The following is a 15966-nucleotide window of genomic DNA, read 5'->3' on the forward strand; positions in this document are numbered from 1 at the left end:
TCCGGCAAAAGCGCTGTTCTGAAGGTGCCCTGGGCGCCGGTATTCAAGCCCCTGACCAGCCCGCAAGAATGGGAATATACACGATCAGTAGCAGCACAAGTATCAACCCCAGCAAGTAGGGAACGATCGCCCGTGTGATGCGTTCCAATGGCAGTTGCGTAATTGACGAGGCGACATAAAGATTGATCGCCACCGGTGGTGTGATCATGCCGATCGCCAGCCCCACTACGATGATCAGGCCAAAATGAATCGGATCGATGCCCAGTTGCAGCACGAGTGGCAGCAAGACAGGCGTCAGAATGATCAGGGCGCTGGCGGTTTCGATGAATACGCCGGTTAGCAGGATGACCCCTACCACCAGCAGCATGATCACGTAGGGATCGGTAGATATTGAAAGCACCGCCTGAGCAATGGCGGCAGGTACCTGCCAGCTGGCGAGCGTCCAGCTCAGCACCGCAGAGGTGGCGATCACCAGCATGATCACCGAGGTGGTAATCGCCGAGCGAATCAGGATGCGATACACATCGCCCAGCTTGAGATCGCGGTAAATGAACAGCGAAACAATTAAGGCGTAGTTCACCGCCACCACAGCGGCCTCACTGGGCGTAAAGATACCCGAAAATATGCCTCCCAGAATGATCACCGGTGTCATCAAGCCCCAACTGGCGCCTTTCAGCGTGCGCCAGATAGTGCTGAGGGAGAGCGGTGTACCTTTTGGGTACTGGCGCTTGTAGGCCTGGGTAATGGCAATCGCCATCAACCCCAACCCCATGGCCAGTCCCGGCAAAAAGCCGTTCAGGAACAGCTTGGATACGGATTGCTGGGCAATCACCGCATAAATGATCATGGGCACGGAAGGCGGAATCACCACCCCGATGGTTCCGCTTGCGGCAATCAGGCTGGCGGCTGACGCGGGGTCATAGCCCTTCTTACGCAATTCCGGCACAAGGCTTGCGCCTACCGCCGCGGTAGTGGCGGCCCCGGAGCCAGAAATTGCCGCGAAGAACATCCCCGCCATCACCGACACTACCGACAAGCCTCCGCGTAGAAAGCCGAACAGAGAATCGGCGAAGTTGACGAGCCTCTCGCTCACCTTGCCTTGCGCCATAAGGTCGCCGGCCAGGATGAACATGGGAATGGCCACCAGGGCAAACGAATTGATGCCCTGGAACATTTGCTGGGTGACCACCATCAAAGGCACGCCTGCCTGGCTCAGTGCAACCATGCTGCTGGCACCGATAGCCAAAGCTATAGGCACGCCTAGCAGCATGAACCCAAAAAACAGCCCGAACAGTAGTAACGTCATTGAGGAGGCTCCTCAACACGTTCGTCATCCAGCAGTAGCTCTAACAGATCAACCAAAGCGTACCAGCCCATCACGGCGGCACTAAGGGGAATCACGGCGTAAACGTAAGTCATGGAGAGCCGCAATGAGGCCGATTTTTGAAAGCTCTGGACTTGCATATAGCGATAGCCGATCACCACCAATGCCACCATGAAGGCGATCACCGTCAGGATAGTGACAGCGCGAGCGACATGCCGTAAACGCCCGGGCAGGGCGTCTACGGCAAAGGTTACGGCAATATGCCGGCCACGCTGAAAAGCCAGGGTGGCTGCCAAAAAAGTGATCCACACCAGCAGAAAGCGAGCGACTTCTTCGGTCCAGCCGACTGCGCTAAACAGCACCCGGGAAACGATCTGCAGGGTTATTACCCCGATCAGTGCCACCATGCCAGCAAAAACCACGGGCTGGACGATCGCATCCAGCCCCCGCTCAATTTGCTTTAACGGTTTCACCAGCGGATGGGTAATGTTGGGCACTTACTTGAGCGCCTCCTGAATGCGCGGTAGGTAATCACCGAACTTTTCGCCGTACTTTTCATATATCGGGGCAACGGCGGCCTGGAAGGCTTCCATATCCGGGGTGTCGTTGATCTGCATACCGGCTTCACGCAGTTCCGCCAGTTGTCCCGATTCCATCTCGGCGTTTACTTTACGCTCATACTCCGCGGCCTCTTGGGCGGCTTTAGCCAGCACATCCTGAGCCGCGTCCGGCAGTTTGTTCCAGGCTGGCATGCCCATCACGAAGATTGCCGGGGCATAGGTGTGCCGCGAGAGGGTCATATAATCCTGAGTTTCGTTCAGTTTGAATGAGTTGATTACGTTAACCGGATTTTCCTGCCCATCGATGGTGCCTTGTTGCATGGCGGTCAAAGCCTCCGTCCACGCCATCGGGATGGCATTGGCACCTAATTCACGGAAAGTATCCACATACACCGGATTTTCCATAACGCGAATGCGCAGGCCCTCCAGATCTTCCGGCGTGTTGATCGGGCGTTCGCTGTTCGTCAGGTTACGAAAGCCGCGTTCAGCATAGGCCAAGCCTTTCAGATTGACCTCGGAAAGCTTGTCGAGCAGTTCCTGACCGATGGGCCCGTCGAGTACTTTATAGGCGGCTTGCGGTGAAGGAAACAAAAATGGGAGCTCGAAAACCGCCATTTCCTCCACAAAATTGGCAACCGGGCCGTTAGTGATCACTCCCATGTCGACGGTGCCGATCTGCATGCCTTCCAGCAGGGTGCGCTCGTCGCCCAGCGAAGCGTTGGGATAAATCTCGATGCTCACCGCGCCCTCGGTGCGCTTTGCCACCAAATCCTGAAATTTGACGGCGGCAATCTGAAAGCCGTCCTGTTCGTTGACCACGTGCGCCAAGCGCAGAGTGACAGGATCCATATTGGTAAATTCGGACGCAAAAGCTGTACCGGCCAACGCCAGTGACATACCGAACGCCAGCGTATTCAGAGCGATTTTTTTCATTATAATTCTCCTTGATCTCGGGGGATAAGGCCATGATGCGTAGGAAAGAATGCACTAACGGGGCAAGAATGGTCAATGGGATTGACCGTTTCCCGGGGGGAGGTTTTTGCTATCCGACTTTATGGGTTCAAACGGATTTTTCTTTTAACTCGTCCAACATACTTAAAAGCAAATCAGTAACGCACTGATTTGCTTTTTTTGCTTCTGCTTTCCGGATTTTATCCATGACAGCCCGCGGATTGACTAACCATTAGCCGTTGACGTCAATGGAGTTGGCGCAGCGCTACAACCCGGGAAGCGGCCAAACCAGGCCGGAACCATCAGATCATTTCATTGCGTCTGATTTTTCCATACTGTTGTTCTTCATGCTGTCGTGCTTCATACCGTCTGCCTTCATGTCGTCCTTCATCATACCGTCCTTCATCATGTCGTCATGCATGGGCTTTTTGCCGTTGTCCATGGCCATACCATCATTTTTCATGCCCATGTTGTCTTTTGCCATGCCGTCGCTTTTCATGCTGTTGTGTTCCATCGACGATTTCGAACCGTCCTTCATCATGTCTTTGCCGTCATCCATACTGCCTGCCTGGGCGGCGCTTGCCGTGAAACCGAATACACACATTGCAGCGACTGTCGTGAGTTTGTTCATTGTTTTTTCTCCTGAGTGGTTTCGGCCTGCCCGATGAGCCGGCCTGTTAATAATACTGTGGGATGGCCATCACGTGGCAATCACAAGGTGTTAAAAAGTGTGTAGCGGAAACTTCACGATTCTGTAACGGAAAGCATTCGGCCGCCGTGACCTTCTGTTTAGGATTTTTTTATACATCAGTGATACCTCCGCGGGTGCTATTGGGTAGCATTCCATGTGATGAAGGGTTATCTGTTGAGTCAGGTGCCCTCGCTGACTAAGGCGCGAACAACGGAGCAAACAACATGCCGCGTTTGAAGGGACATCACCGCACGTTCTACAAGCACCGCCTGCCTATGCGTCTGGCCCACTGGGTCAGCGCCGTCTGCTTGTTCATTCTTTTATTGAGTGGGCTTCAGATTTTCAATGCTCATCCTTACCTTTACTGGGGCTCCGCTTCGGATTTTAATGCGCCCTGGTTAGCCATCGACGCTCGCAACACGGAACAGTCGGGTATTGAAGGTCAAGTCCGGCTTTACGGCCATAGCCTTGAGACCACCGGCGTACTTGGGCTCTCCGGCGGCGAAGGTGGCAATGCAGACCAACGGGCCTTTCCGTCATGGTTAACCATTCCCGGCGGGCGTTGGCTGTCCATGGGCCGAAGCTGGCATTTCTTTTTCGCCTGGCTATTGGTGATCAACGCTTCTGTGTTCCTGATCTGGGCGGCGTTCAGCGGCCACCTACGCCAGTTGGTACCCACTCGGGCTGACTGGCTCGGCTTTGGCGAGTCGGTGAAGGACCACCTCAGATTCAAGCATCCTACCGGTGAAGCCGCTACGCGCTACAACGTGTTGCAGAAGCTCGCCTACCTGTTTGTTATTTTTGGTCTTGGGTCGTTGATCGTGACCACTGGCCTTTGCATGTCTCCCCGCATGGACACCGTTATGAGTGATTTTCTGACCTTTTATGGAGGCCGGCAATCTGCCCGTAGCATTCACTTTCTGGCGGCTTCTGGCCTGGTGTTGTTCGTGGTGGTACACCTGTTTGAGGTCATTGTCACCGGGCCTCTGAATAATCTGAGGTCGATGATTACCGGCCATTATCGGTACCGCACTGACACCAATCACAAGGAGAAGCACGATGACTGATTTCACTCGGCGCAGTATTATCAAAGCTTTGGCGGGCACAGGGGGTTTGCTGACCCTTACGGGCTGCGACAGCTTGTCCCGCACCCCGTGGTTTACAGACATTCTGAGCAGTGGTGAAACCCTGAGTGATGTGGCACAGCATGCGATAACCCCAAGGAAAGGCATGGCCAGGGAGTTTGCCCGCGAAGACATTTCACCACAATTCCGCCAGAACGGCAGTACCAATCCCCAGACGTCTGAATACCGTAAGCTCGCCGCCAACAACTTCAAGGACTATGTTTTAAAAGTGGGCGGGCGAGTGAAAAACCCGATGAATCTCGATATGGCAGCCATTCGAGCCTTGCCATCCCGCACCCAGATTACCCGGCACGATTGCGTTGAAGGCTGGAGCGCAATTGGTGAGTGGACGGGCGCGCGCCTGAACGCTTTATTGAAACAAGTGCAGCCGCTGCCCGGCGCACGGTACCTGGTGTTCCACTGCGCCGATGAATACGGGTCTTCCCAAAGCCGGTATTACGAAAGCATCGATATGGAAGACGCAGAGCACCCCCAAACCCTGCTTGCCTACGATCTGAACGGTGAAGCCCTGCCCATCGGCAATGGCGCGCCGCTTCGGCTGCGAGTAGAACGGCAGCTCGGCTATAAAATGGCCAAGTACATAATGTCTATTGAAGTGGTAGACAGCTTTGACAACATTGGTGGGGGCAACGGCGGGTTCTGGGAAGATCGAGGCTATGCCTGGTACGCGGGAATATAAGGGAAATAACGGAGTCGAGGGAGCCGCTATTCGGTGGCTCAATGTCTTGGGAGGGTCTACTCTCAATAGTGTCAGTGTCAGCATACGCGGTTCGATTCTCGAACCCGCAGTCCGTTATGAGTTGTCGATGTTGAGCGATCTGTTTACCTAATGAGGTAAGTGTATGAGTTCACGTTGCACATGATTAGCGCAAGCACGCAAACCCCCGTAACCTGCCTGTTATCTAACGGTCGTTATCACACAATGATTACCAACGCGGGCGGCGGGTACAGTCGCCAGCGGGACGTTGCGTTAACGCGTTGGCAAGAAGACTTTACCCGCGATAACTGGGGCACGTTTATATATGTCCGGGATTTAGCCACAGAAGATTTCTGGTCAACGGCTTTTCAGCCAACGCTCAAGCCTGCCGCAAATTATCACGCGTCCTTCGCAGGTGGAAAAGCAACTCTGGACAGCAATGTCTGTGACGTATCCACTCGCACTGAGGTGGTTGTTGCCCCGGAAGACGACGTGGAATTACGCCGGGTAACCATCGTTAATGGCGCCCACAATCAAAGGCAGCTTGATCTCACGAGTTACGCCGAAGTTGTTCTGGATGCCCCCGCCGTTGACGACGCCCATCCCGCTTTCAGCAAGCTTTTTGTGCAAACCGAAATAATGGAAAACGCCCAGGTTATTCTTTGCCACCGCCGCGGCCACACTAAGCGGCCGTGGCTGTTCCATGGTTTTTTTGCAGACGGTGCGATGGCATCCGGAATGTCGTACGAGACAGACCGCGCCCGCTTTATCGGCCGGGGTGCTACAACGGCGAACCCGCAAGCGATGACCCATCCGGCGCCCTTGTCGGCAACCCAGGGATCAGTGCTTGATCCGATCGTTTCCATTCGCAGTCAGGTCAATCTTGACCCAGAGCAATCCGCCGTCGTTACGTATCTGTTTGGCGCCGCCGAAAGCCGCGAAGCCTGCTTGAGTTTGCTGAAGAAATATCAGAATCGCGCGGCCATCGAACGTTGTTTTCATCAAGCCAGCCAACGATTTGAGTCTTATTTAAAGACGTTCGAACTCACTGAGCGCGACGCTGCTGTTTTTGATCGCCTTGCCGGATCTGTCATTTATAGCCATTCCGACTTGCGGGCTGATCCCGCCGTGATCTTAAAAAATCAGCGGGATCAATCAGGTTTGTGGGGCTTTTCAATTTCGGGTGATCTGCCGATCGTTTTGCTGGAACTGGGTCCAGCGTCGAAGCTGGAATTGACCCGCCAGTTGATTCTGGCCCATGCCTACTGGCGTTCCAGGGGATTAGCGGTAGACATGGTAATTTGTAATCAGGAGGGCGCAGCGGCTGAACAATCCATTGAGGATGAGGTAGTAAAACTGGTTGTCGCAAGCAATCAGGAGGATGTGCTTGATAAGCCTGGCGGTGTGTTCGTGCGCTTGCAAAGCGATCTGGCACCGGAGGACCGTGTTCTGTTCAAATCTGTGGCCAAGATTGTGTTGCACGATTCTGGCCAAACCCTTGATGAGCAAATGGCGGCGCAGGCTTCAGCGTCTGGCTCTGTTGAACAGAGAGCTCCGTTGGCCGATCAAGAGGAGGAGGAAAGCGCTTCATCCTCGACCACAGACACCCAACAGCATTCTGACCTTCTCTTTAATAACGGCCTGGGGGGCTTTTCAGCCGACGGCCGGGAGTATGTCATAACGCTTGAACCGGGCCAGACAACGCCCGCGCCCTGGGTCAACATATTGGCAAACCCCGTGTTTGGGACACTGGTGTCGGAAAGTGGGTGCGCCAACACGTGGAGTGAAAATTCCCAGGCATTTTTATTAACCCCCTGGTGCAACGACCCGGTGAGTGATTCGACGGGCGAAGCATTCTACCTGCGCGATGAAGAAACGGGGCAGTTCTGGTCTCCGTCACCCTGGCCGGTGCGGGGCACCGGAACCTATGGTTGTCGCCATGGTTTTGGTTACAGCGTATTCACGCACATACAGGATAATATTGAATCCGAATTGTGGATTTACGTTGCCCGCGACGCAGCCATCAAATTTGCGGTGTTGAAAATCGCCAATCACTCCGGCCGCAGTCGGCGCTTGTCGGCCACCGGTTATGTGGAATGGGTGTTGGGGGACCTGCGAGCCAAAACGATGGCTCAGGTAAGCACCCGGTTTGACGCGGATAGCGGCGCGTTGGTTGCGTGCAACCCTTACAGTATGGATTTTGGCGATCGGCTTGCTTTTTTTGCGGTCGATGGCGGTGGCGATAGCGACAGCAACCAGTCGGTGACGGGCGACCGCACGGAATTTCTGGGGCGCAATGGCTCACACATTAACCCGGCTGCCATGGCTCAACCGCGACTTGCGGGCAACACAGGAGCGGCGCTCGATCCGTGCGCTGCGATTCGTGTCCCGTTCGATCTGAAAGACGGGCAACAAAAAGACATAGTGTTCAAGCTGGGCGCGGCCCGTGACGACATCGAAATACGTGCCTTGCTGCAACGCTTTGAAGGCGCAGCTGAGGCCAGCAAAGAACTTGCGAACGTCACGAAATACTGGGGCCAGGCGCTTGGTGCAGTACACGTCGAAACGCCAGACAAAGCCTTGAACACCCTGGCAAATGGCTGGCTGGTCTATCAGGTTATGGCCAGCCGTTTGTGGGCGCGCACCGCGTTCTATCAAGCGTCGGGCGCGTTTGGTTTTCGCGACCAACTGCAAGATGTCATGGCTTTGGTGCATACCGAGCCAGGTTTGGTGCGCGCCCACATAGTGCTGAGCGCCTCGCGCCAATACCCCGAAGGCGATGTGCAACATTGGTGGCATCCGCCTTTGGGCCGCGGGGTGCGAACCCGTTGCTCCGATGACTATTTATGGCTGGTACTTGCAACCTGCCGTTATGTTTCAACAACCGGTGATGCCGGCATTCTGGACGAACACATTCATTTCCTGAAAGGCCGCCCGCTTGATCCGGATGAAGAGTCTTACTACGAACTTCCCGAAGAATCCCCCGAGGTTGCAACCCTCTACGAACACTGTGTACGGGCGGTTTCCCACGGATTGGGTTTTGGCGCTCATGGGTTGCCCCTCATGGGAACCGGCGACTGGAACGATGGCATGAACAAGGTCGGCGCGAAGGGAAAAGGAGAAAGCATCTGGCTGGGGTTCTTTTTACACGAAGCCATAAAACAGTTCATGGAGTTGGCTCGGGCAAGGCACGATGAGGAATTTGTCGCACGCGGCGAAAAGGAATCGGCGGCGCTCCGGCTGAACCTTGAAAAACACGGTTGGGATGGCGCCTGGTTCCACCGGGCGTACTTTGACGATGGGTCGGTTTTGGGCACCGCCAAAGATGAAGAATGCCAAATCGATTCGATTGCGCAAAGCTGGTCTGTGCTTTCTGGCGCCGCATCGAAAGAGCGCATGCACATGGCCATGGAGGCGGTTGATGAACGCCTGGTTCAGTCTGAGGATGCGGTGATCAAACTGCTGGCACCGCCGTTTGACGTGTTCGAGCCAGACCCGGGATACATCCAGGCTTACGTTCCGGGTGTCAGGGAAAATGGCGGGCAGTACACCCACGCTGCCGTGTGGTCTGTTATGGCCTTCGCGGCTTTGCACGACACTGAGCGCACCGGCAAATTGTTAGCGATGCTGAATCCGATTCGCCACGCATCGAGCCCCGAGGCAACCGCTTTGTATAAGACAGAACCCTATGTTCTGGCTTCGGATGTTTACGCTTTGGCGCCCCACGCGGGCCGGGGCGGCTGGACATGGTATTCCGGGTCGGCGGGCTGGATGTACCGGCTAATCGTGGAGTCTGTTCTGGGCATTCAGCGGCGCGCCAATACACTGAGTATCGAGCCCTGCATTCCCGCTGACTGGGCGTCTTACACCTTGAATTATCGTTTTGGTGAGTCTCTTTATGTGATTGAGGTGCAACAGCATTCAACCACAGACGCGACGCCAAGCTTACTGCTTGACGACGTGGTGCAAGACGGCCCGTTTATTGCGCTCGTGGATGACGGATTGACGCATCGTGTGGATGTGCACATCGTTTCTGAAGAGCGTTAACCGACACTGATATTGTTCTAGACTGGCGTTGGCCGCGCCGGAAATACGTTTTAAAAGGAGAACAACCATGCAAATGGGGATGATCGGATTGGGGCGCATGGGTTCAAATATGGTGCGGCGGATGCTATTGCGCGATGTTGATTGCGTGGTCTACGACACGCACCCGGATGCCGCGCAACCGTTGGTCGAGAAGGGCGCTTTGGCAGCGGCTTCTTTGGAAGAGCTGGTCACCAAACTGCCGAAACCGCGCGTTGTCTGGATGATGGTGCCCGCAAGTGTCGTGGACAAGGTCCTCGAAACATTGGTTCCCTTACTTGAACCCGACGATATTGTCATTGACGGCGGGAACTCCATCTATCATGACGACGTACGTCGCGCCGCTGAACTGAAAGAAAAGAAACTCCATTACCTGGATGTGGGTACCAGTGGCGGCACGTCTGGCTTTGATCGCGGCTATTGTCTGATGATCGGTGGCGAGGCCGACATCGTTGAGCATCTGGATCCGGTTTTCGCGGCGCTGGCGCCCGGCGTTGAGGCTGCCGAGCGCACGGTGGGTTGCGAGGGCGAGCCTTCACGGGCTGAACAGGGCTACTTGCATTGCGGGTCTCACGGCGCCGGCCATTTCGTGAAAATGGTTCACAACGGCATCGAGTACAGCATGATGGCCTCGTATGCCGAAGGCCTGAATATTCTGCACAACGCCAATGCGGGCAAACGAGAGCGTGACTCTGATGCCGAAACATCGCCTATGCAGCACCCCGAACTGTATGAATACGATTTCGATCTGCCCGAGGTTGCCGAGGTGTGGCGACGCGGCAGCGTTATTGGCTCGTGGTTGCTGGATTTAACGGCGCATGCACTGCAAGGGAATGCGGATCTGGATAACTACGCCGGTCGGGTGTCAGATTCCGGCGAAGGTCGTTGGACCGTCTCCGCCGCCATTGACGTAGGTGTGCCGGCACCTGTTATCAGCGCGGCCTTGTTCGCGCGGTTTTCGTCGCGGGGCAACAGCGATTTCGCCAACCGGGTGCTTTCTGCCATGAGAAAAGAGTTTGGCGGTCACGATGAAAAAAAGGAGGGCGCGTGAGATGACTGACGCCCCCGATGAAAAGCTGGCGTCTGACGCACTGGTTGTATTTGGCATGACCGGCGACCTGGTGTACAAAAAGGTTTTTCCCGCGCTTTACCAAATGGTTAAGCGCGACGGCTTTGACGTACCGGTGGTTGGGGTGGCGTCCACGCCCATGACCAAGGCACAGCTGCGTAAACGAATAACCGACAGTGTCAAAAGTTCAGGAAAGGTCGACGACCAGCCGGCGTTGGAAAAACTGCTCGCGCTGGTTTGTTACGTAGATGGCGATTACAAAAAGCCGGATACGTTCAGCAAGCTTAAAAAAGCGTTGGACGGCGCTGCACGGCCAACCTTCTATTTGGCCATTCCCCCTTCTCTTTTTGGCACCGTGATCAACGCGCTGGATACCGCAAAGTTGGCGGTCGCCGCGAGAGTCGTTGTTGAAAAGCCGTTCGGTCGCGATTTGGCATCGGCCAGGGCGCTTAACAAACAAGCACAATCGGTGTTCGCGAACGACGCAATTTATCGGATTGATCACTTCCTGGGGAAGGAAGCGATCATGAATATTCTGTATTTTCGCTTTGCCAATTCTTTTCTGGAGCCCATTTGGAACCGGAACTGCGTGTCCAGTGTGCAAATTACTCTTTCCGAATCGTTTGGCATTGGGGAACGCGGCGGTTTTTACGAAACGGCGGGATGTTTACGCGACGTCATTCAAAACCATCTGTTCCAGATTGTCGCCTTGCTTGCCATGGAACCGCCGGCTCATCGCGGTTTTCGTGCGGTGCACACCGAAAAGGCCAAAGTGTTTGAAGCGATGCGACCTTTGGAACCTGACGACCTGGTGCGAGGCCAATATCGCGATTACCGCAGCGAGCCACGGGTAGCGAAAAACTCAGATGTTGAAACGTTCTGTGCCTTGAAGCTTTTTATCGATTCGTGGCGCTGGGAAGGTGTGCCCTGGTATTTGCGTTCGGGCAAATGCCTGCCGAACACCGTGGCGGAGATACTGGTTCAATTAAAACCACCGCCGGCAAAGCTATTTGCCGATTCTCATCCCGACACCGGTCGCGCCAATTACGTTCGATTTCGACTGTCCCCCAGCTCTGCCGTGGCCTTGGCGGCGCGGGTGAAGCGTTCAGGTAAGGAATTTATTGGCGATCAGCGTGAACTGGTTTTAACGGATGACGATCTTCAGGAAGATAATCCCTATGAACGGTTGTTGTCAGATGCCATTGCCGGCGATCGATCGTTATTCACCAGCGAACACGCGGTGGAGGCGGCTTGGGCGGTTGTTGACCCGGTCTTGGCCCATCACCACAAAGTGATTCCCTATGACGCCGGAAGTTGGGGCCCCAAGGAGGCCGATGAGCTTATTGCGCCTAGCGGAAAGTGGCACAACCCGACGTTGAAGCCGGAGACATCATGAGCGCCTCCGACGAGCTTGTTTTTTTACTCGACGTAGACAACACGCTGCTGGATAACGATCGGGTTACCGCGGATCTTCGTCAGCACCTGATTGAGGAGTTCGGTGAACAATGCGCAAAACGGTACTGGGTTCTGTTTGAGGCCCTGCGCGCAGAGTTGGGCTATGCCGATTATCTGGGGGCCTTGCAGCGGTATCGTGAGGATGTAATGAACGATCCCCGTTTGCTGCAAATGTCGTCGTTCTTGTTGGAGTACCCATTTGCTGACCGCCTGTATCCTTCCGTGCTGGAGGTGCTGGCTTACCTCGAACAGCACGGCCGCACGGTTATTTTGTCGGATGGTGACGTGGTCTTCCAGCCCCGAAAAATTCAACGGTCGGGCTTATGGAACGCGGTCGATGGGCGTGTTCTGGTGTACATACATAAAGAAAAAACGATGGATAAGATAATCGCCCGTTACCCGGCCAAACACTATGTAATGGTCGACGACAAGCTGCGTATTCTAGCCGCCATGAAGTCTGTTCTGGGCGATCGCCTTACAACCGTCTTTCCTCGACAGGGGCACTACGCGCTCAATCCCGACAATACTCAATCCTATCCCGCTGCTGACATTACGATTGAACACATAGGTGATTTGGTTAACACGGACATCTCGTTATTGACCAGATCTGCCTCAGCCGGCGCGCACTCATAAGGAGTACCCGTAATGAATCCGACACGTGAGCTTCAGGCAACAGGCCAGAGTCTCTGGCTCGACAATATTACTCGCGGGCTTTTAAACGATGGCGTTTTGGCCAACTACATCAAGGATCTGAGCGTTACCGGATTGACGTCAAACCCGACAATATTTCAAAAGGCGATAGCGGGCACGGATCTTTACGATAGCGCTATCGATCAAAAAACGCGGGATGGAAAAACCGGCGAAGCCTTATTTTTTGAACTGGCTATCGAAGATTTGCGGCGCGCCGCGGACCTGTTCCGCCCGGTTCATGATGCCACCGAGGGCGTCGATGGCTGGGTGTCGCTGGAAGTCTCGCCGTTGTTGGCGTCCGACACGACGAAAACCATAAAAGCCGCCGCAGACTTGCATGCACGGGCCGACCGACCCAATTTATTTATCAAGATACCGGGAACGCACGCGGGGCTGGCGGCGATTGAAGAGTCAATTTTCAACGGCGTGCCCGTGAACGTGACGTTGCTGTTTTCCAGAGAACACTATTCCGCAGCCGCCAACGCGTATATGAAGGGTGTTGAGCGCCGGTTGGCCGCTGGACTGGACCCCAAGGTTCGGTCTGTCGCGTCGTTGTTTGTCAGCCGTTGGGACGCGGCCGTGCAAGACGAGGTTGCGCCCAACCTGCAAAATCGTCTGGGCATCGCCATTGCTCAAAGCACCTATAAAGCCTATCGGGAATTACTGGCCTCGCCCCGTTGGCAAGCGTTGGCAGATGCCGGTGCGGTGCCGCAAAGGCTGCTTTGGGCCAGCACCGGCACTAAAGACCCAGAGGCGTCGGATACGCTTTACCTGCAGGCGCTTGCCGCCCCCGACACCATCAATACCATTCCCGGTAAAACCTTGTTGGCGTTTGCCGATCACGGGCAGGTGAGGGGGGTGCTTTCTGACGATGGCGATGATTACCAATCCGTGCTTGATCAGTTCGAAGACGCGGGCATTGACCGAGACGCACTGGCGGCTCGGCTTCAGGTTGAAGGCGCGAAATCGTTTGAGGATTCCTGGAACGGTTTGCTCGAGCGCATAGCGTCAAAAAGCGGAGCTTGAAAAGAACCAGTGCAGCGGGAGTTCGGCCATGACGACATTCACGGGTGCAGGCGATCAACCAGACTCAGGATTGACGAGCCTTCCCGCCTACAAAGCACTGCAAGCGCATTATGAGTCAGTTCGTGATCTACACCTGCGTGACATGTTTGCTCAGGATCCCGAGCGGGGCGAACGTTTCGCCGCCGAAGCCGCAGGTGTTTATCTCGATTACTCGAAAAACAGAATTACCAACGGCACCATTCCGCTGTTGATCAGACTGGCCGAGCAGTGTGGCTTGCGTGACCATATTGAAGCGATGTTCACCGGCAAAGAAATCAATCGGTCCGAGCGGCGTTCCGTTTTGCACATAGCACTGCGCGCGCCTGCAGGTGAGCAGATCGTTGTGGATGGCGAGGATGTTGTGCCTGAAGTGCACAAGGTGCTTGAGCGCATGGCGCAATTTTCTGAAGCGGTGCGCAGCGGTCAATGGCTTGGGTACACCGGAAACCCCATTAAAACGGTGATTAACATCGGTATAGGTGGCTCGGCGCTCGGGCCCGTTATGGCCTATAACGCACTCAAATACTATTCTCACAACGACAGTCACCGCGATCTTGCCTTTCACTTCGTGTCGAATATGGACCCAACCGATTTTGTGGAGGCAACCCGGGGACTTCACCCGGAAGAAACCCTGTTTATTATTTGCTCAAAAACGTTCGGTACCCTGGAAACCCTTACCAACGCCCACGCGGCGCGCGCCTGGTGTTTGCGCGCATTAGGCAATGAAGACGCGCTTAAACGGCATTTCGTTGCTGTTTCCACGAATGCCGAAGACGTGGCGAAATTTGGTATTGATACCGCCAACATGTTCGGTTTCTGGGATTGGGTGGGCGGGCGTTATTCGATCGACTCGGCGATTGGGTTGTCGACGATGATCGCCGTGGGCCCTCACAGGTTTAGGGAGATGCTATCGGGCTTTCATGCCATGGATGAGCATTTTCGTCATGCGCCTTTCGAGGAAAATCTGCCCGTTTTAATGGGCTTGTTGGCGGTGTGGAATACCAATTTTCTCGACGCGTCCATGGTGGCCGTTTTGCCCTACGCCGAATATCTGAATCGCTTCCCCGCGTATTTGCAGCAGTTAACCATGGAGAGTAACGGCAAACACGTTACCCAGGATGGCCACCCGGTGGATTATCAAACCGGGCCTGTTTACTGGGGCGAACCCGGTACCAACGGCCAGCATTCGTTTTACCAGTTGATTCATCAGGGCACACATTTGATTCCGTGTGACTTTATCGGATTTTGCCAGTCGTTAAACCCGTTGACCAATCAACACGATGAACTGATGGCGAACTTGTTCGCCCAGACCGAAGCACTGGCGTTCGGCAAAACCTACGAGCAGGTTATCGCAGAAGATATACCCCAGTGGCAGGCTCCCCATCGTGTGTTCGAGGGGAATCGTCCGAGCAACGTGATTTTGTTGGAACGCCTCACGCCTTACGCACTGGGATCGTTGATTGCTCTTTACGAACACAGCGTATTTACCCAAGGCGCGATCTGGCAGATCGACTCATTCGATCAGTGGGGCGTTGAGCTGGGTAAAGTGCTGGCGAGCCTCACGGCGCCCGAACTGGAAAGCGAGAGCGAGCCACCGTTAAACCATGACAGCTCCACCAATACGCTGATCCGGCGTTACCGCAAACTTAGCCGCCAGCCTCGCGGCCTATCTGAGGATAGCGCCGCCGGTTCTGATTCCGAGGTTCCATCATGACCAACCGCACAGAAATGGATCAGCTTTGTATCAACACTCTGCGCACTTTGTCCATCGACATGGTCCAGAAGGCTAATTCAGGCCACCCGGGCACACCCATGGGCGCTGCCCCCACCCTTTACTGTTTGTGGCAGAGGTTTCTGCGCTTTGATCCGGATCAGCCGGATTGGCCCAATCGCGACCGGTTCGTGCTTTCGGTCGGCCATGCCTGTGCGTTGCTCTACAGTATGTTGTATCTGTGCGACGTGAAGGCAACTCGCCCTGATCGCGATCCGCCGGGCCCCGGTGCCATAACGCTTGAGGATTTGAAACGTTTTCGGCAAGCCGACAGCCGATGCTCCGGCCACCCGGAATATGGCCTTGCCTCAGGCGTTGAAACGACCACCGGCCCGCTCGGGCAGGGTGTCGCCACAAGTGTCGGTATGGCCATTGCCGAGCGCTGGCTGGCGGCCACTTACAATCGCCCCGATTACACTGTGTTTGATTACAACGTTTACGCGCTCTGCGGAGACGGCGACATGA

At 55.1% G+C, this 15966-nt stretch carries 12 protein-coding genes and 1 pseudogene; 9 read left to right on the forward strand and 4 right to left on the reverse strand.

Annotated features, from left to right (window positions below):
• Positions 1 to 43: 43 nt before the first annotated feature.
• The 4 genes from ENI00_RS17580 to ENI00_RS17595 form a co-directional block, all read right to left on the reverse strand.
• Complete coding sequence (locus tag ENI00_RS17580) at positions 44 to 1306, reverse strand: TRAP transporter large permease (RefSeq protein ID WP_304105298.1); 1263 nt, start codon at positions 1304 to 1306, stop codon at positions 44 to 46.
• Entirely contained in the window at positions 1303 to 1821 is a 519-nt protein-coding gene (locus tag ENI00_RS17585; RefSeq protein WP_304105302.1) for a TRAP transporter small permease, read from the reverse strand. The genes ENI00_RS17580 and ENI00_RS17585 overlap by 4 nt, the downstream gene beginning before the upstream one ends.
• Positions 1822 to 2817, reverse strand: coding sequence for a TRAP transporter substrate-binding protein (locus ENI00_RS17590; RefSeq protein WP_304105305.1), 996 nt, complete (start codon positions 2815 to 2817; stop codon positions 1822 to 1824).
• Positions 2818 to 3142: 325 nt separating this feature from the next.
• Positions 3143 to 3466 (reverse strand): hypothetical protein, encoded by a 324-nt coding sequence (locus ENI00_RS17595; RefSeq protein WP_304105308.1) that lies wholly within the window; start codon positions 3464 to 3466, stop codon positions 3143 to 3145.
• A gap of 284 nt (positions 3467 to 3750) precedes the next feature.
• Here ENI00_RS17595 and ENI00_RS17600 point away from each other — a divergent pair, with 284 nt between their 5' ends.
• From ENI00_RS17600 to ENI00_RS17640, 9 genes and pseudogenes are all read left to right on the forward strand, one after another.
• On the forward strand, positions 3751 to 4593 hold the full coding sequence (locus ENI00_RS17600) for a cytochrome b/b6 domain-containing protein (protein WP_304105311.1): 843 nt from the start codon (positions 3751 to 3753) through the stop codon (positions 4591 to 4593).
• The gene (locus ENI00_RS17605) at positions 4586 to 5350 is read left to right on the forward strand and encodes a molybdopterin-binding protein (protein WP_304105315.1); all 765 of its coding nucleotides are present in this window, start codon (positions 4586 to 4588) and stop codon (positions 5348 to 5350) included. The genes ENI00_RS17600 and ENI00_RS17605 overlap by 8 nt, the downstream gene beginning before the upstream one ends.
• 180 nt (positions 5351 to 5530) lie before the next feature.
• Positions 5531 to 9415, forward strand: a complete 3885-nt coding sequence (locus ENI00_RS17610) for a GH36-type glycosyl hydrolase domain-containing protein (protein ID WP_304105318.1) — start codon at positions 5531 to 5533, stop codon at positions 9413 to 9415.
• A gap of 67 nt (positions 9416 to 9482) precedes the next feature.
• Positions 9483 to 10502, forward strand: a complete 1020-nt coding sequence (gene gnd, locus ENI00_RS17615) for a phosphogluconate dehydrogenase (NAD(+)-dependent, decarboxylating) (RefSeq protein WP_304105322.1) — start codon at positions 9483 to 9485, stop codon at positions 10500 to 10502.
• Position 10503: 1 nt separating this feature from the next.
• Positions 10504 to 11916 (forward strand): glucose-6-phosphate dehydrogenase, encoded by a 1413-nt coding sequence (gene zwf, locus ENI00_RS17620; RefSeq protein WP_304105324.1) that lies wholly within the window; start codon positions 10504 to 10506, stop codon positions 11914 to 11916.
• Positions 11913 to 12608 carry an HAD family hydrolase gene (locus ENI00_RS17625; RefSeq protein WP_304105327.1) on the forward strand — a complete coding sequence of 232 codons (696 nt, stop codon included), beginning with the start codon at positions 11913 to 11915 and terminating at the stop codon, positions 12606 to 12608. Before zwf ends, ENI00_RS17625 begins: the two co-directional genes overlap by 4 nt.
• A gap of 12 nt (positions 12609 to 12620) precedes the next feature.
• Positions 12621 to 13691, forward strand: a complete 1071-nt coding sequence (tal, locus tag ENI00_RS17630; RefSeq protein ID WP_304105330.1) for a transaldolase — start codon at positions 12621 to 12623, stop codon at positions 13689 to 13691.
• 28 nt (positions 13692 to 13719) lie between these two features.
• Positions 13720 to 15444, forward strand: coding sequence for a glucose-6-phosphate isomerase (pgi, locus tag ENI00_RS17635; RefSeq protein ID WP_304105333.1), 1725 nt, complete (start codon positions 13720 to 13722; stop codon positions 15442 to 15444).
• Positions 15441 to 15966, forward strand: a pseudogene (locus ENI00_RS17640) (transketolase); the annotation flags it as partial. The gene pgi and the pseudogene ENI00_RS17640, both read left to right, overlap by 4 nt.

The organism is Marinobacter antarcticus (genome assembly GCF_011049865.1).
Lineage (GTDB): Bacteria > Pseudomonadota > Gammaproteobacteria > Pseudomonadales > Oleiphilaceae > Marinobacter > Marinobacter antarcticus_A.